General features: G+C 63.5%; 16 protein-coding genes. 7 read left to right on the top strand and 9 right to left on the bottom strand.

Annotated features, from left to right (window positions below):
- Window positions 1-52 precede the first annotated feature (52 nt).
- From FNB15_RS12125 to FNB15_RS21535, 7 genes are all read left to right on the top strand, one after another.
- Window positions 53-970, top strand: a complete 918-nt coding sequence (locus FNB15_RS12125; RefSeq protein WP_144068951.1) for a DMT family transporter — start codon at window positions 53-55, stop codon at window positions 968-970.
- Entirely contained in the window at window positions 970-2487 is a 1518-nt protein-coding gene (locus tag FNB15_RS12120) for a UbiD family decarboxylase (RefSeq protein WP_144068950.1), read from the top strand. Before FNB15_RS12125 ends, FNB15_RS12120 begins: the two co-directional genes overlap by 1 nt.
- A 118-nt stretch (window positions 2488-2605) precedes the next feature.
- Window positions 2606-4057 carry an adenylate/guanylate cyclase domain-containing protein gene (locus FNB15_RS12115; RefSeq protein ID WP_144068949.1) on the top strand — a complete coding sequence of 484 codons (1452 nt, stop codon included), beginning with the start codon at window positions 2606-2608 and terminating at the stop codon, window positions 4055-4057.
- 65 nt (window positions 4058-4122) lie between these two features.
- Window positions 4123-4443: a hypothetical protein gene (locus FNB15_RS12110; protein ID WP_144068948.1), complete on the top strand. Its 321-nt coding sequence runs from the start codon at window positions 4123-4125 to the stop codon at window positions 4441-4443.
- A 33-nt stretch (window positions 4444-4476) separates the two neighbouring features.
- Window positions 4477-5832, top strand: a complete 1356-nt coding sequence (locus tag FNB15_RS12105) for a TldD/PmbA family protein (RefSeq protein ID WP_144068947.1) — start codon at window positions 4477-4479, stop codon at window positions 5830-5832.
- A 13-nt stretch (window positions 5833-5845) separates the two neighbouring features.
- Window positions 5846-6628, top strand: coding sequence for a 3'(2'),5'-bisphosphate nucleotidase CysQ (locus tag FNB15_RS12100; RefSeq protein ID WP_144068946.1), 783 nt, complete (start codon window positions 5846-5848; stop codon window positions 6626-6628).
- 58 nt (window positions 6629-6686) lie between these two features.
- Window positions 6687-6773 (top strand): small membrane protein YohP, encoded by an 87-nt coding sequence (locus tag FNB15_RS21535; RefSeq protein WP_484083224.1) that lies wholly within the window; start codon window positions 6687-6689, stop codon window positions 6771-6773.
- A 23-nt stretch (window positions 6774-6796) separates the two neighbouring features.
- On the opposite strand, the gene FNB15_RS12095 is transcribed toward FNB15_RS21535, so the two are convergent.
- The 9 genes from FNB15_RS12095 to FNB15_RS12055 all read right to left on the bottom strand — a co-directional run bounded on the left by FNB15_RS12095 (window position 6797) and on the right by FNB15_RS12055 (window position 17065).
- Window positions 6797-7429, bottom strand: coding sequence for a glutathione S-transferase family protein (locus FNB15_RS12095; RefSeq protein ID WP_144068945.1), 633 nt, complete (start codon window positions 7427-7429; stop codon window positions 6797-6799).
- A gap of 64 nt (window positions 7430-7493) precedes the next feature.
- Window positions 7494-9578 carry a molybdopterin oxidoreductase family protein gene (locus FNB15_RS12090; RefSeq protein WP_144068944.1) on the bottom strand — a complete coding sequence of 695 codons (2085 nt, stop codon included), beginning with the start codon at window positions 9576-9578 and terminating at the stop codon, window positions 7494-7496.
- Between the two features lies 1 nt (window position 9579).
- Window positions 9580-10713, bottom strand: coding sequence for an NAD(P)/FAD-dependent oxidoreductase (locus FNB15_RS12085; protein WP_144068943.1), 1134 nt, complete (start codon window positions 10711-10713; stop codon window positions 9580-9582).
- Window positions 10714-10832: 119 nt separating this feature from the next.
- A complete protein-coding gene (locus FNB15_RS12080; RefSeq protein WP_144068942.1) occupies window positions 10833-12290 on the bottom strand; it encodes an NAD-dependent succinate-semialdehyde dehydrogenase in 1458 nt (485 codons plus the stop codon).
- A 93-nt stretch (window positions 12291-12383) separates the two neighbouring features.
- A complete protein-coding gene (ppk2, locus tag FNB15_RS12075; RefSeq protein WP_246068671.1) occupies window positions 12384-13166 on the bottom strand; it encodes a polyphosphate kinase 2 in 783 nt (260 codons plus the stop codon).
- Window positions 13163-14056, bottom strand: a complete 894-nt coding sequence (locus FNB15_RS12070; RefSeq protein ID WP_144068940.1) for a pirin family protein — start codon at window positions 14054-14056, stop codon at window positions 13163-13165. The genes ppk2 and FNB15_RS12070 overlap by 4 nt, the downstream gene beginning before the upstream one ends.
- A 43-nt stretch (window positions 14057-14099) precedes the next feature.
- On the bottom strand, window positions 14100-15206 hold the full coding sequence (locus tag FNB15_RS12065) for a PLP-dependent cysteine synthase family protein (protein WP_144068939.1): 1107 nt from the start codon (window positions 15204-15206) through the stop codon (window positions 14100-14102).
- A gap of 75 nt (window positions 15207-15281) precedes the next feature.
- Window positions 15282-16574 carry a TRAP transporter large permease gene (locus FNB15_RS12060; RefSeq protein WP_144068938.1) on the bottom strand — a complete coding sequence of 431 codons (1293 nt, stop codon included), beginning with the start codon at window positions 16572-16574 and terminating at the stop codon, window positions 15282-15284.
- Window positions 16565-17065, bottom strand: coding sequence for a TRAP transporter small permease (locus tag FNB15_RS12055; protein WP_144068937.1), 501 nt, complete (start codon window positions 17063-17065; stop codon window positions 16565-16567). Before FNB15_RS12055 ends, FNB15_RS12060 begins: the two co-directional genes overlap by 10 nt.
- Window positions 17066-17071: the final 6 nt, after the last annotated feature.

Genomic DNA, 17071 nt, shown 5'->3' with positions numbered 1-17071 from the left:
TGGGCGGGTCAAGCTCTGGTAAGGGCATTCCCTGCCCCGTAATCTCCCCGCCATGGACTCCCAAGCTTCGTCATCGCCACGCGACCTGCGCATCGCCCAGATCCTGCTGTTCGTCACCCCCGCTATGTTCACCACCAACATGGTGATGGCACGGGCCACGGCCGGCCTGATCCCGCCGGTGGCACTGGCCGAACTGCGCTGGCTTGGCGTGGTGCTGGTGCTGCTGCCTTTCTGCGGCCGCGAGTTGTGGCGCAGCCGTGCCGCCCTGCGTCGGGAATGGCGGCATCTGGTGGTGCTCGGCTTCCTCGGCATGGGCATCTGCGGCGCGGCGGTCTATTACGGCGCCGTCACGACCACAGCCACCAATATCGGGCTGATCTATGCCACCTCGCCGGTGATGATCATCCTGCTCAGCCGCCTGCTGTTTGCCGAAAGTTTTTCCTTCCGCCAGGGGCTGGGCACCGCATTGGCGCTCGCCGGGGTGCTGGCCATCATCCTGCGCGGTGACCTGACCACCATTCTGCATCTGACATTCACACCGGGCGATCTGATCATTCTCGGCGCCGCGATTTCATGGGCGCTGTACAGCGTGCTGCTGAAGCACTGGCGCAGCAGTCTGAGCGTCACCGCCCGGCTGTCGGCCATCGCCTTTGCCGGCGTCGTGGTCATGCTGCCGGTCCAGGCTTATGAACTCGCCGTGATCGGGCCGCCGGCGTTTGATGCGCGCACCATCGCCGCCGTCGCCACCCTGATCCTGGTGCCGGGCGTCGGCGCCTATGCCACCTTTGGCTACATGACCAAGCATCTGGGCCCGAACCGCACCGGCCTGATGCTGTATCTGGCGCCGGTTTACACCGCCCTGATGGCCTGGCTGCTTCTCGGCGAGGCATTTGCAATCTACCATTGGCTCGGCGCGGCGCTGGTGCTGCCGGGCCTCTATTTCGCCACGCATAAACCGGACCGGACCTGATGCCTTACGCCTCATTGCGCGATTTCATGGCCCTGCTGGAGCAGAGCGGCCGGCTGGTGCGCGTCAAAGAGCCGGTCTCCACCGTGCTGGAAATGACCGAGATCCAGACCCGCCTGCTCGCCGAAGGCGGTCCGGCGGTGCTGTTCGAGAAGCCGGTCCGCGCCGATGGCAGCCCGAGCGACATTCCGGTGCTGGTGAACCTGTTCGGCACGGTCGACCGCGTGGCGCTCGGCATGGATCGCAAGCCGGAAGAACTGAAGGATGTCGGCGAGACGCTGGCCTTCCTGCGCCAGCCCGAACCGCCCGGCGGTTTCAGGGAAGCACTCGGCCTGCTGCCGCTGGTCAAGACCGTGATGGCGATGACGCCGAAAACGGTGGGCAGCGGCGCGCCGGTGCATGAGATCGTGCTGCAGGGCGACGACATCGACCTGAGCCGGCTGCCGATCCAGACCTGCTGGCCGGGCGAACCATCGCCGCTGATCACCTGGCCGCTGGTGGTGACGCAGGGCCCGAACAGGGCCGACAAGACCGATCGCTTCAATCTCGGCATCTACCGCATGCAGGTGCTGAACAGGACGCAGACCCTGATGCGCTGGCTGAAGCATCGCGGCGGCGCGCAGCAGCATCAGCGCTGGAAGCAGGCCGGCAATCGCGAGCCTTTCCCGGCCGCTGTGGTGATCGGCGCCGATCCGGGTACCATTCTCGCGGCCGTGACGCCGGTGCCGGACACATTGTCGGAATACCAGTTCGCCGGACTCCTTCGTGGGAAGAAAGTCGAACTGGTCGATTGCAAAACCATTCCACTCAAGGTGCCGGCCGAGGCCGAAATCGTGCTGGAAGGCCATGTGTCGCTGGAGGATTACCGCGACGAAGGCCCCTATGGCGACCATACCGGCTACTACAATTCGGTCGAGCAGTTCCCGGTCTTCACCGTCAGCGCCATCACCATGCGGCGCAATCCGATTTATCTCAGCACCTTCACCGGCCGTCCGCCGGATGAGCCCAGCGTGCTGGGCGAGGCGCTGAACGATGTGTTCGTGCCGCTGATCCGCCAACAGTTCCCCGAGATCGTCGACTTCTGGCTGCCGCCGGAAGGCTGTTCGTATCGTGTCGCCGTGGTCAGCATGAAGAAGGCTTATCCCGGCCATGCCAAACGCGTGATGATGGGCGTGTGGTCTTACCTGCGGCAATTCATGTACACCAAGTGGATCATCGTGGTGGACGACGACATCAATGCGCGCGACTGGAAGGACGTGATCTGGGCCATGTCGACCCGCATGGACCCGGCGCGCGACATCACCTTCGTCGAACACACGCCGATCGACTATCTCGATTTCGCCTCGCCGGAATCCGGCCTGGGCAGCAAGATCGGCCTCGATGCCACCAACAAATGGCCGCCGGAAACGAAAAGGGAGTGGGGCGAGAAAATCCGCATGGACGAGGACGTGATCCGCACCGTGACCGAGAAATGGCCCCGGCTCGGCCTGCCGGGCAGCGGCAAGCCGATCTGGAAATAGACCGACCCGCCCGCCCAACCACCTCCATCTATGACCAATGTCACATGGCCGCCGATTGACGGCGGAGGCCCGGTCTGGCGACAATCGACCAACAGGGACAGGATGAGGCACGCAGCCCATGGGGCTCCGGCGAAACGGGTTATGGCAAAGCCTGTGTGATCAGGTTTGCGGTGGCGGCAACAAGGCCTCCGCCGAGAATGAGCGCCTGACTGAAGCTTTCCGGCATGAGGAATATGAGGCGCTGCGGCTGACCATCGGCCTGCGCTATGCCGTCTTCATCATCGTCGCCACCATCCTGAGCATCGAGATGGGCTGGCCGCTGGCGGCAAATTATTATGCCTATCTCGGCGCCCTGGCCTTCTCGGCCTATTTGCAGCTACTGCTGCGCAAGCCCGAGCTCGACCGGCCCTGGATGCATGCCGTATTCCCGTTCATCGACATGGCGCTGCTCACCGCGGTGATCGTGCTGCCGAATCCCTTCGACCCGAACCAGCTGCCGCCGCCGATGCGGCTCGGTTTCGACACCATCCTCTATGTCGCACTCTTCATCGTGCTGTCGGCGCTCGGCCAGTCGGCACGCACCGTGCTGAACACCACGCTGGCGGCCATCATCTGCTGGAGCATCGGCACGATGTATATCGTGATGCAGCCCGACGTCACTTTCGGCAGCCGGATGGACAATATCCTGCATGTGCCGATGCAGGAGCGTATCGACTACATCCTCAATCCCTGGAATGTACGGGTCGGTGAATTCGCGCCTCGCCTGATCCTGATCGGCCTGATCGGCCTGATCCTTGCCATCGCCGTGGCGCGGTCGCGCACCCTGCTGGCGCGCCAGGTCGAAAGCGAACGCGCACGGCGCAACCTGTCGCGCCATTTCTCGCCGCATATCGCCGAGGAACTCTCGCGCATGGACGACGCGCTCGGCCAGGTCAAGCAGCTTGACGCCGCTGTGCTGTTTGCCGACCTGGTCGGTTTCACCCAGATCGCCGACGACCACACGCCTGAACAGACCATCGGCATCCTGCGCGAAGTGCACCAGCGCCTGTCACGCGCCGTGGCCGACAATGCCGGCACGCTGGATAAATATCTCGGCGACGGCATCATGGCCTCGTTCGGCACGCCCAAACCCGGCCCGCGCGATGCCTCGGCTGCACTGCTGGCGGCGCGCGCCATGCTGCGCGAGATGGATCTTCTCAATCGGCAGCGCAAGCTGCTGCGCCAGGTGCCGCTGCAGCTAGCCGTCGGCATCCACTATGGTCCACTGACGCTGGGCAATATCGGCGACGAAACCCGCATCGAATATGCCCTGATCGGTGAAACCGTGAACGTGGCGCACCGGCTGGAACAGATGACCCGCGCGCTGAACGCTCAGCTCTGCCTGAGCCAGGCTTTCATCGACAAGCTGACTGATGAAACCCGCGGCGATGCCGGGGCGGTCCGCGACATGGTGGCGCTGAAGCCGCAACCGATCCGGGGCCTGCGCGATCGCATGGTACTGTGGATCCTGGCCCGACCCGCCATCACCGCCGAGGCCGACGCGCCCGAGCCCACGCCAACCATTCATTGAACCGGTCATGACGAAAAAGGGCAGAGGCAGTTGACCTCTCCGGCACATTGTTGCCTGCTAGGACCATGCGTTTCCGCCAGCCCCTCTCCCTCTTCCGCAAGCCCCAGCCGGCCGACCGCGACCTGCTGCCGTGGTGGCATCCCGCCAGCCTGCTGCGCGGCGCCTGGAACCTCGCCTTCTCGGCGGCACTGGGCGTCGGAATCGGCGCCATTACACTCGATCTGGCAACCCAGATTGTGGCCAAGCTGGCCGGCGTCACCGGCCTTGGGTCAGGCGATTGGCAGGACTGGCACGGACCGCTGCAGCCAGTCGCCTGGATCGTCGGTTGTTTTGTCGCGATCGTTGCTTATATGTCCTACAGGATGGACGATAAGATCGATGCCTGATCGTTTCCCATATTCAGACTGAGCCATTATTCCATGTCCGATACTGCCAAGCGCGCCGCTGAAGCCCAATCCCTGGTCGCTGACCTGATCGCCACCGCTCGCAAGGCCGGCGCGGAGAATGCCGACGCGCTGTATCATGAATCGCGCTCGCTCAGCGCCGGCGTACGACTGGGTCAGCCCGAGGATGTCGAAAGCTCGGAGAGCCGCGAGCTGGGCCTGCGTGTCCTGCTCGGCAAGCGCCAGGCCTGTGTCTCGACCACCGACTTCGCCAAATCCACGCTGGATGAACTGGTCGGCCGCGCCGTGAGCATGGCACGTGTGGCACCGGAAGATGCCTTCTGCGGCCTGCCCGACCCGGCACAGCTGGCCAAGGAGCCGCAGGACTTCGATCTCTTCGACGGTGTCGAACTGGAAATGCCGCAATTGCTTGAACGCGCCAGGGTCGCCGAAGCGGCCGCCACCGCCGTGCAGGGCGTGACCAATTCCGAGGGTGGCAGCGCCGGCCGCGCTTTCAGCATGTCGGCCTATGCCAATACCGCCGGTTTCAACGGCGCGGGCTGGATCGGCTGGCACAGTGTTTCTGTCTCCGCGATTGCCGGCAGGGATACCGGCATGGAAACCGATTACGATTACGAGGCGCGCACGTATCTGAGCGACATGCCGTCGCCGGAAAGCGTCGGCAAGAAGGCCGGCGAGCGCGCCGTGAAACGGCTCAATCCGCGCAAACTCGACAGCGGCGCCATGCCGATCGTGTTCGACCCGCGCGTCTCGTCAGGTCTGATCGGTCATTTCCTCGGTGCCATCAACGGTGCCGGCGTCGCGCGCGGCACGTCCTTCCTGAAGGACCGGCTGGGCGAAATGGTGTTCGCGCCGGGCATCAGCATCATTGACGATCCGCTGCGCCGGCGCGGTTTCCGCTCGCGCTGGTTCGATCTGGAGGGCGTCGCCGCCCCCACCCGCGCGCTGATCGAGGATGGCCGGCTAACCACCTGGCTGCTGGATTGCGCCACAGCACGCCAGCTTGGCATGCAGAGCACTGGCCATGCCTCGCGCGGCACATCCTCACCGCCCTCGCCGGCGCCGACCAATGTGCATCTCGAGCCCGGCAAGCAGACGCCGACCGAACTGATGGCCGACATCAAGGAAGGCCTGTATGTCACCCACCTGATCGGCATGGGCGTCAATGGCGTGACCGGCGATTACAGCCGCGGTGCCGCCGGTTTCCTGATCCGCAACGGTGAGATTGCCGAGCCGGTCGCCGAGATCACGATTGCCGGCAACCTGAAGCAGATGTTTGCCAATCTGGTACCGGCCAATGACCTGACCATCCGTTTCGGCACCGATGCGCCGACCGTGCGGATCGACGGCATGACCGTCGCAGGCCGATGAAAGGCGCGCGCTGATGGCAGGCTCGTTCCGTCAGGATCACGATCTTGCTCTGGCCGCGACGCGCGAGGCCGGCGCTATCGCGCTGACGTTCTTCCGCGATGGCGTCAAATCCTGGAACAAGAAGCCGAACGACCCGGTTTCCGAAGCCGATCTCGCGGTCGATGCCCTGCTGAAGGAAAAGCTCTGCGGCGCGCGGCCGGACTATGGCTGGCTGAGCGAGGAAAGCGGCGCGGCAGGCCAGACCATGACGCGCTGGATCGTCGATCCCATCGACGGTACCCGCGCCTTCATCGAAGGTAAACCGGAGTTCACCATCTGCGTGGCGCTGGTGCATGACGGCGCACCGGTCATCGCGGCGATCTACAATCCCGCCAGCGAAGAGCTGTTCGAGGCTACTGCTGGCGGCGGCGCATTGCTGAATGGCAAGCCGATCCAGGCCTCGGGCCATGCCAGCCTGATGGAAGCACGCTTCCTCGCCTCGCGCCGTACCTTCGAGCGGCATGGCTGGCTCGCCCGCACGGCCAAGGCGGATTTCGCCTATCGCAACTCGATTGCCTATCGCATGGCGCTGGTGGCGGCCGGCAAATTCGACGTCGCCATCAGCCTGACCGAAAAAAGCGACTGGGACGTGGTGGCGGCCGACCTGCTGGTGCGCGAGGCGGGTGGTCGGGTCACCACCGCCGATGGCGCGCCGCTGGTCTATGGCAGCGAAAAGTATCGCCACCCTTCCGTCATCGCCACCGGGGCCTATGTTTTCGACGATGTGGTCGATCTGCTGAAAACCCGCAAGCCCTGAGCGCGGGAACCCACGTCGTCCTTACGCGTTCTGTTCCGGATCACGGAAAGACCGCATCATGCTCAAAATTCTCGGCTGGACCATCGGCATCGTCTTCATCACCGGGCTTCTCGTCTGGCTCGGCATCTTCAAGGCGATTTTCTGATCGCTTTACGGCACACCCTATTCTTAAGGGGCGCCATTGCGGCCATGGACGCGATAGCCGGGCCGCTCATTCAGGCGGTCGTAATAGGCCGCGACCTGCGGATAAGCCGGTCGCACGCCCTTCATGGGCACCGAATACCAGCGATGAATCGATAACCCGATGGGGATATCCGCCAGCGTGAACCCCGCATCGGCGATATAGCCTCCGGTCTTTGCCAGCTGCGCTTCCACCAGGCCGACCATCCCGTTGAACTGCTGCAGCGATGCTGCGATGGCCTCCGGGCTGAAGGCAGGATTGCGCCGCACCAGACCCTGGAAACAGGCGCGCCAGCTGCCGTTGAAATCCGAGACCTGCCAGTCCATCCAGCTTTCGATCCGCGCGCGCCCAGCCGGCTCAGTTGGCAGCAAGTCGTGGCGCCCCGTTTTCGCGGCGAGGTAACGCAGGATGGTGTTGGACTCCCAGACCACCGTGCCTGCATCCTCGATCACCGGGATCATGCCCACCGGGTTCAGCGCGCGGAAGGCCGGTTCGTCCAGTGAACGGAACTGGCCGTAGCCGCCCCAGTCCTCGCGCTCATAGGGCAGATCAAGTTCGGCACAGAGCCAGAGAACTTTGCGCACATTGATCGAATTCGGGTGACCGTGGATTTTCAGCATAGGGCGATGCTGCCAGCGCGGCCAATTGCGGCCAAGCTGTTTATTGTCCCGATTGTATCGGTGTTCAGGCCTTGCGGACCCAAATGGCATTGTCGTGGAAAGCGGCGCCACCATTGGGCTTCGCCGCATCCGCGCCGGTCAGCGCGTTGATCCCCATGCCATCCACGAAGCTGGCATGCGGCCAGATGCTTTCCACCACCGTCACGCCGCGCACCACGCCGCCATAATGTTTGGCGTGGATGCGGATGTTGCCGCGGCGGTTGCCGATGCGCACCAGTTCGCCATCGGCAATCTGCAATGCGGCCGCGTCTTCAGGATGAATGAACAGCGTCGGGCGGCCCTCGCGCTTCACCGAGGTAGGGGTTTCCGTGAAGCTGGTATTCAGGAAATTGCGCGCCGGCGAGGTGATCATGCGGAACGGATGTTCGTCCGTCGCCGGCTCGATGCTGAGCCAGTGATCGGGCAACACCGGCATGCCTTCGTGATCCGGCCCCATGCCGGCCCAGTCGGGCTTGAAGCGGAATTTGCGGTCCGGCCAGGCGAAGCCGTCAGCATAATGCGCGGTGTCGAAATCCGGTTGGCAGTCGTGCCAGCGTTGCGCTCGCAAGGTCGCCACATCGGGCCAGCCCGAGGCCTTCAGCGTCTGCTCGACCATTTCGATGGCGCTCATCTCGAAGCCCGGATGTTTCGCACCCAGCCGCTTCGCCAGTTCGCGGATCACATAATGATTTTCGCGTGCCTCGCCCGGCGCTTCGACCAGCTTGGGTCCGAGCAGGATATGCTGCTGTCCGCCGGCCTGATAGATGTCGTCATGTTCGGTGAACATGGTGGCCGGCAGCACGATATCGGCCATCTTCGCGGTCAGCGTCATGAACTGCTCATGGACGCAGGTGAACAAATCGTCGCGCGCGAAGCCGCGTTTCACCAGTCCGGATTCCGGCGCCACTTCCATCGGATTGGTGTTCTGGATCAGCAAGGCCGTCACCGGCGGGCCGTGCCGCAGGGCCTTCGCATCGCCGGTCAGCACCGGGCCGATCTGCGACTGGTCGAGCATGCGGATCGACGGATCGACCGCATCCAGCCCATCGATCAGCGTCTTGTTCCAGTGGAAGATCGCGCCGTTATTGTGGAAGGCACCACCGCCTTCGTATTGCCACGAGCCGGTGACGCTCGCAATGCAGGTGGCGGCATGCATATTGACCGCGCCGTTGCGGCTGCGCGCGAAGCCGTAGCCCAGCCGGATGTAATGCTTTTTCGTCTGGCCCAGCAGGTGGGCGAAACCGGTGATCTGCGCGACAGTCAGCCCGGTGATCGCCGCGGCCCATTCCGGAGTCTTGTCCTGCAGGTGCGCTTCCAGTTCAGCCGGCGCATCGGTATGCCGCGCCAGATAGTCGCGATCGGCATAGCCGTCGCGGAACAGGACATGCATCACGCCACAGGCCAGCGCGCCATCGGTGCCCGGCCGCAGGATCAGCGCCATATCGGCCTGTTCGGCGGTGGCATTGTGATAGGCGTCCACCACCACGATCTTCGCGCCGCGTTCCTTGCGGGCGCGGATCACATGGGTCATCACATTGACCTGGGTGTGCACCGCATTGGTGCCCCAGATCACCACCAGATCGCTTTTCGCCATCTCGCGCGGATCCGGGCCATGCAGGCTGCCGGTGGCGGCGATATAGCCGGCGCGGGCCAGCGTGACGCAGATGGTGGAATGCTGGCCGGAATATTTCTTCACATGACGCAGGCGGTTGATGCCGTCACGCTGCACCAGACCCATCGTGCCTGCATAGTAGTAAGGCCAGACCGTCTCGCTGCCGTATTTCTTCTCGGCGGCGACGAAGGCCTCGGCTGTGCGGTCGAGCGCCTCTTCCCACGAGATCGGCTTGAACTGCGTGCTGCCTTTCGGGCCGGTGCGCAGCAGTGGCTGCAGCACGCGTTCCTTGTGGTTGGCGCGCTCGGCATAGCGCGCCACCTTGGCGCAGATCACGCCGGCCGTGTAGCTGTTCTCCTCCGCGCCGCGCACCCGGCCGATGCGACCATCGGGCGTCAGTTCGATTTCGAGCGCGCAGGTCGACGGGCAATCATGCGGGCAGGCACTATGGCCGGTCTGCGGCTTGGGCTTGGCGGCGGGGACGAAAGGAGCGTTCATCTTACCGGAGGCGTGCGGGGCTGAGGTCTGTCTCGGTCACACCGAGATCGGCCACATCCTGCGGCAAACCGTGGCCCTGCGCCAGCGCCCCGGCAACCCGGGCCATGGCAGCCGAAGTCTGGATGCCATAACCGCCCTGGGCCGAGAGCCAGAAGAAACCCGGCTTTTCCGCATCAAAGCCACATACGACGGTACGGTCGTCCACGAAGCTGCGCAGCCCGGCCCATTTCGCCGCCAACCGGCGCACCTGCAGATTCGACACGGTTTCCAGCCGATCGACGGCAATGGCGATGTCCATCTCGTCGGGCTGCGCATCGGTCGGATCGGAATCGGTCTCGTCGCAGGGCGAGAGCAGGATGCGGCCGGCATCGGGTTTGAAATACCACTGCTCGTCGGCATCGATCACCATCGGCCAAGCGTGGATATCTACACCGTTCGGCGGATCGAAGGTGACGGCTGTGCGGCGCTTCGGCTTCAGACCGACCGGCTTTACCCCGGCCATGCCGGCGACCACATCGCTCCAGGCGCCAGCGGCATTGATCACCACCGGAGCAACGAACACGCCCTTGCTGCTCTTCACCTGCCAGTCGGCACCGGTCCTGGTGATGCCGGTCACTTCGGCATCAGTGATCATGCGGCCACCCGCAGCGGTCATGCCGCGCAGAAAACCGTTATGCAGGGCATGTACCTCGATATCCATGGCATCGGGTTCAGACAATGCCCCGCCACTGACCGCTTCGGGTTTCAGGATCGGCATCAGCGCCTGGGTTTCGGCCGCACCGAGGCGCTTCACGGTCGGTACCAGCTTGCGCATATCAGCGAATTTGGCATCGAGCTCGGCCGACTGCGCCGTGCTGCCGATATGCAGCGCACCACGCGGCGTAAGGATCGGCACCGATGCGAAGCCGGCTGGCGGGTTCATCAGGAAATCACGGCTGGCCACGGTGAGCGCACGGATCGGCGCATTGCCATAGGTTTCAGAGAACAGCGCCGCCGAGCGGCCCGTGGTGTGATAGCCCGGCTGGCTCTCACGCTCGAGCAGCACGACCTTCTTGCCGGCCCGCGCCAGCTCGTAACCAGCACCCGCGCCGGCAATGCCGCCGCCGATAATCACCACGTCGAAACGATCCGTCATGCGATCCTCATCTCAGTCTGGGCAACCGCGACCTCTGCGGGCCGTTGGCAACCTGACTATAGAGATCGCAGGTCGGTGCGACCAATACCTTCAGGGTATGGCGTAATGACGCCCTCGCCTCACACCCCGCCGAAGCAGAGGTATTTCAGCTCGATGAAGCTGTCGATGCCGTATTTCGAGCCCTCGCGCCCATGGCCGGATTCCTTCACGCCGCCAAAGGGCGCTTCGGCGGTGGAGATCAGGCCCTCGTTGATACCGACCATGCCGTATTCCAGCTTTTCGGCGACACGCCAGACCCGACCGATATCGCGGCTGTAGAAATAGGCCGCCAGCCCATAAGGCGTATCGTTGGCCAGCCGGATCGCCTCGGCTTCGTCCTTGAACCGATAGAGCAGCGCGACCGGGCCGAAGATTTCTTCCTGCGCCGAATCCATCTTTGTGGTGGCGTCGCCGATCACGCTGGGCTGGTAAAAGGTCCCGCCCAGTTCGTGCCGTTCGCCGCCGAGCAGCACCTTGGCGCCCTTGGCCTTGGCATCGGCGACCAGCCGCTCGACCTTGTCCAGCGCATCCTGGTTGATCAGCGGCCCCTGATTCACGCCATCAGCAAAGCCCGGACCGGTCTTCAGCTTCTTCACGGCTTCCGTCAGCTTCGCCGCGAAGGCATCGTAAACCTTCTCCTGCACGAAGAAGCGGTTGGTGCAGACACAGGTCTGGCCGGTATTGCGATACTTGGAAATGATTGCGCCGGTCACAGCAGCGTCGATATCCGCATCATCAAACACGATGAAGGGCGCATTGCCACCGAGCTCGAGTGACAGCTTCTTCAGGGTGCTGGAGCTCTGTCTGGCCAGAATCTTGCCGACTTCGGTCGAGCCGGTGAACGACACCTTGCGCACGATCGGGTTGGTGGTCAGTTCGGTGCCGACCTCGGCGCCATGCGACGAGGTGATCACGTTGAACACGCCCTTCGGGATACCGGCCTGCTCGGCCAGCCAGGCCAGCGCCAGTGCGCAGAGCGGCGTATCTTCGGCCGGCTTGACCACCACCGGGCAGCCGGCCGCCAGCGCAGGCGCCACCTTGCGGGTGATCATGGCAATCGGGAAATTCCATGGCGTGATCGCGGCAACGACGCCGATCGGCTGCTTGACCACCACGATACGCTTGTCGGCGGCATGGGACGGAATGGTGTCGCCATAAATCCGGCGCGCTTCCTCGGCAAACCATTCGACGAAGCTGGCGCCATAGACCACCTCGCCTTTGGCTTCCGCCAGCGGCTTGCCCTGCTCCAGCGTCATCAGTGCAGCCAGATCGTCCTGGTTCTGCAGGATCAGGTCGTTCCACTTGCGCAGGATAGCGGCGCGCTGCTTGGCCGTCAGCGCGGCCCAGGCCGGCCAGGCCGCATTGGCAGCCTGAATGGCGCGCGTCGCCTCCGCCTTGCCCATATCGGGCACTTCCGCGATCAGGCTGCCGTCGGCGGGATTGGTGACCTTGAAGCTCTTGCCGCTATCCGCGCCCACCCAGGTGCCATCGATATAGGCCTGACGGCGCAGCAGGTCGGCGTGTTTGATCTGGGTCATGGCAGGCGCTCCCTCTTTTGCGGGAGAAAAGTTAGCGCCCCCGACCGACCTCTTCCAGTCCGAACAACCGATATTTCAGGAATATCGGGACTGCTATTTGGACAGCCGACCGTCGGCCAGCGCCTTGGTCTCGAAGGGAAAGACAATCGCGCGATCCGGCTTGAGCAGCCCGGGCTTGCCCTTGTTCTTGTATTCAACGCTGCTGAGCAGGTCACGGATCAGATTCAACCGCGCCACGCGCTTGTCGTTGGCCCGCACCACCAGCCAGGGCGAAGCCGGCGTACTGGTGCGAGACAACATGGTATCGCGCGCCCTGCTGTAATCCTTCCAGTGTTTCAGCGCCGCCTCGTCGATCGGGCTGATCTTCCACTGCTTCAGGGGGTCTTTGCGACGCGCATCCAGCCGCCGCTTCTGTTCAGCTTTGTCGATGTCGAGATAATATTTGAACAGGTGGACACCGTCACGGATCAGCATGTCTTCGAAAACCGGCACCGCAGTGAGGAAGTCCTCATAGGCCATCTGGCTGCAGAAACCCATAACGTGCTCGACGCCGGCGCGGTTATACCAGCTCCTGTTAAAAAGCACGAATTCACCGCCGGCCGGCAGATGCGGCACATAGCGCTGGAAATACCATTGTGTCGCTTCGCGATCCGACGGCTTGCCCAGGGCCACGGCGCGGGATTCGCGCGGGCTCATATGTTCGAGGATTGCCTTGATCGCACCATCCTTACCGGCACCGTCACGCCCTTCCAGCAGGATCAGCAGGCGTCCGCCAGTCTCGATCAGATGCCGCTGCAGCCGCACCAGTTCGATCTGCAGGCCACGCAAAGCCGCGCGGTAGGTCGTCTCTTTCTTGCTTGACCGCGCGATGCTCACATGCCCTCCGGCAGCGGGATGAATTCGGTCTCGCCCGGCACTTTCGGCCAGTTGCCCGCACGCCAGTCAGCCTTGGCCTGTTCGATCCGGTCTTTCGAGGACGACACGAAGTTCCACCACAGATTCCGTTCGCCATCCAGCGGCGCGCCACCCAGCAGCATCAGCCGCGCCGCACCGCGAGCGACAATTTTCGGGCGCGCACCGGGCTTGAGCACCAGCATGGTGCCTTCGCCATACACATTGCCGTCAAGTTCGACTTCGCCGATGGCGACATAGACAGCCTGTTCTTCATAACCCTCAGGCAGCGGCAATGTCGCACCACTGCTCATCTGCGCATCGAGATAGAACATCGGCGCAAAGGTCTGGGCCGGCGACTCCACGCCGAAGGCCTTGCCCGCGATCAGGCGCAGATGCACGCCGGGCTTTTCGATCTCGGGCAGGCTGCTGGCCGGATGATGATGGAAGGTCGGTTCGGTTTCCTCATGCGCCCTGGGTAGTGCAAACCACGACTGGATGCCATGCAGCGGCGCCCCGCTCTGGCGCAGCTCCGGCCGCGTACGTTCGGAATGGGCGATGCCGCTGCCGGCCACCATCCAGTTGACGTCGCCGGGCCGGATCGGCTGCACCACGCCGAGGCTGTCGCGATGCATGATCTCGCCGTCGAACAGGTAGGTGACCGTGGCGAGGCCGATATGTGGATGCGGCCGCACATCCAGACCCTGCCCCGGCTCGAACTGCACCGGTCCCATATGATCGAAGAAGACGAAAGGCCCGACATGACGACGCTTGGCATAAGGCAGCACGCGCCGCACGGTGAAACCTTCGCCCAGATCACGCGTGCGCGGCGTGATCAGCATATCGACGGAATCAGGCAATGGGGCTTCAGGCATCTTTGACCTCTTGGGGAAGATGCCGAAGACTAGCGCGATCCGTTCAGCCCTGCCAACAGCCGTCATTGACGATGCCGGTGAGCCGCGCCAGATCCGGGCCGATATCGATGCCCTGCCCGGCCAGCCAGGCATCGTCATAGTAACTGCAGGCATAGCGGTCGCCGCTGTCGCAGAGCAGTGTGACAACGCTGCCCTGCTGTCCCGCCTGCTTCAACTCGCAGAGCAGGGTCAGGACGCCGACGAAATTGGTGCCGGTCGAGCCGCCGACGCGACGGCCGAGCAGCCTGGAGAGCAACCGCATGCCTGCCAGCGAGGCCGCGTCAGGTACCCGGATCATGCGGTCCACAACATCGGGCATGAAGGAGGCCTCGACGCGCGGCCGGCCGATGCCTTCGATCCGCGAGGATTTCGGATGCACCAGCGACGGATCCCGTTTGTGCCAGAAATCGTGGAACACGGAATTCTCCACATCGACCACACAGAGCCGGGTCTTCATGCGGTGGTAGCGCAGATAGCGGCCGATGGTGGCGGACGTGCCGCCGGTGCCGGCGCCGACCACGGCCCAGACCGGTTCGGGGAATTCCTCATGCGCCATCTGCTCGAAGACCGCTTCGGCGATGTTGTTGTTGCCGCGCCAGTCGGTGGCGCGCTCGGAATAGGTGAACTGGTCCATGTAATGGCCACCGCAATCGCGCGCCAGTCGCTCGGCCTCGGCATAGACATGGCTGGCCTGCTCCACCAGATGGCAGCGGCCGCCATAGAATTCGATCTGCGCGATCTTCTCGGCCGACGTGGTCCGTGGCATCACCGCCACGAAGGGCAGGCCCAGCAGGCGGGCAAAATAGGCTTCCGAGACGGCGGTGGAGCCTGACGAGGCTTCAACGATGGTGGTCTTGGATCCGATCCAGCCGTTGCACAAACCATAGAGGAACAGCGATCGCGCCAGGCGATGCTTCAGGCTGCCGGTCGGATGGCTCGACTCATCCTTGAAATAGAGCGTCAGGCCGGGAAAGGCCGGCAGCTCCAGACGGAAGAGATGCGTATCGGCCGAACGGTTGAAATCGGCATCAATGCGGCGGAGCGCGTCATTGACCCAATCCCGATCAGTAGCAGCGGCGCGGTTGTTGGCAGCGGGCGAAGCGGCAAGCATGCGGTGTTCCTTCTGGCTGGGCTAAGCCATAGCCAGAAGGGGCATCCGCGCCAAGCCTTTCACAAAACTTTTGTGTTAATGCGTGGGGCCCAGAAGGAGATTCGGCAAGAACAGCGAGAACTGCGGCACATACGTGACCAGGAACAGCGCCGCGATCAGCGCGCCATAGAAGGGCCAGATCGTTTTCATCACATGCCCGATCGAGACCTCGCCAATGGCGCAGCCGACAAACTGCGTGGTGCCAACCGGCGGGGTATTCAGGCCCAGTGCGCAGTTGATCAGCATCAGCATGCCGAATTGCACCGGGCCCATGCCGTATTGCATGCAGATCGGCAGGAAGATCGGCGTGCAGATCAGGATCGTCGCGGCCATGTCGAGGAAGGTGCCAAGCACGAACAGGATCAGGTTGACCAGAAAGAACATCATCCACGGATTGGTGGTGATGCTTTCCAGCGCCTTGCCGGTCAGTTCGGCAACACTGTAGAGGCTGATCAGATAGCCGAAGGTGTTCGACACGCCGATCAGCAGCAGCACGATGCCGGTGGTCTTCACCGCCTTGGCGGCGGCCTTGATCAGCTGGCGCATGGTCAGCGACTTGTAGAGCAGCGTCGCCAACAGGATCGAATAGACCACGGCAATCGCCGCGGATTCGGTGGCGGTAAACACGCCGGTGAGAATGCCGGTGATGATGATGACCACCACGAACAGCCCCGGCAGGGCTGCGGCACCCGAACGCAGCACCACATGCCAGCCCGGGAAGGTGCCAGCCGGATAGCCGCGGCGGATCGCCACCAGATAGGCGGCCACCAGCATGCAGAGCGTCAGCAGCGCGGCCGGGATCAGACCAGCGGCGATCAGTGCCGCGATGGATACTTTTCCGCCGGCGGCCAGTGAATAGATGATCATGTTGTGGCTGGTGGGCATCAGCGCGCCGACCAGCGAGGCATGCGTGGTGACGTTCACCGCGTAGTCGGCGTCATACCCCTCCTTCTTCATCATCGGGATCATCACGGCGCCCATGGCAGAAACGTCGGCCACCGGCGAGCCCGACACGCCGCCAAACAGCGTGCAGGCCACGACATTCGACATGCCAAGTCCGCCGCGGATATGGCCCACCAGGTCCTTGGCGAATTTCACGATGCGGTCGGCGACACCGCCGTAGAGCATCAGTTCGCCGGCGAAGATGAAGAACGGGATCGCCAGGAAGGAGAAGATGTTCATGCCAGCCGACATGCGCTGGAACACCACGGCCAGCGGCAGGCCCTCATAAACGATGGTCGCGATGGCCGAGAGGCCGATGGCGAAAGCGACGGGAACGCCTAGAACGAGGAACCCGAAGAAGCTGAGCCCCAGAATGGTTAGTGCCATGACGGACGAACCTCTTTGCCCGCGATCAGGGCCAGGATGTGCTCGAGCGAGAATAGCGTGATCAGCACGCCGGCCATCGCGAGCGGAATATGGTTGAGACCCTCGGAGAGACCGAGGTTGGGGATCTTGTAGGGCATGACCGATTCTGCCAGCACCCAGGCATTCCAGCCCATGACCATGCCAAAGATGCCGACCAGCACATGGATCAGGATTTCAAACCAGATGCGGTGTCGCTCTGGCATCACCATCACCAGGATGGATTCCAGGCCGATATGGCCAGCATCGCGCACGCCGACGGCAGCGCCGAACATCGTCACGTAGAGCACGAAGACAAGCGCCAGGCTTTCCGCCCAGGTGGGCGTGTCGTTCAGCACATAGCGCCCAAACACCTGGTAGGTGACGACGGTGACGATGCCCAGCAGGCCCGCCACCGCCACATACATGCAAAGCCGGGATATCCAGGCATTGATGGGGGTTAACCAACGCAGCATGGATAC

This window comes from Ferrovibrio terrae (assembly GCF_007197755.1).
GTDB lineage: Bacteria > Pseudomonadota > Alphaproteobacteria > Ferrovibrionales > Ferrovibrionaceae > Ferrovibrio > Ferrovibrio terrae.
This window is presented reverse-complemented; position numbering and strand designations above follow the sequence as displayed.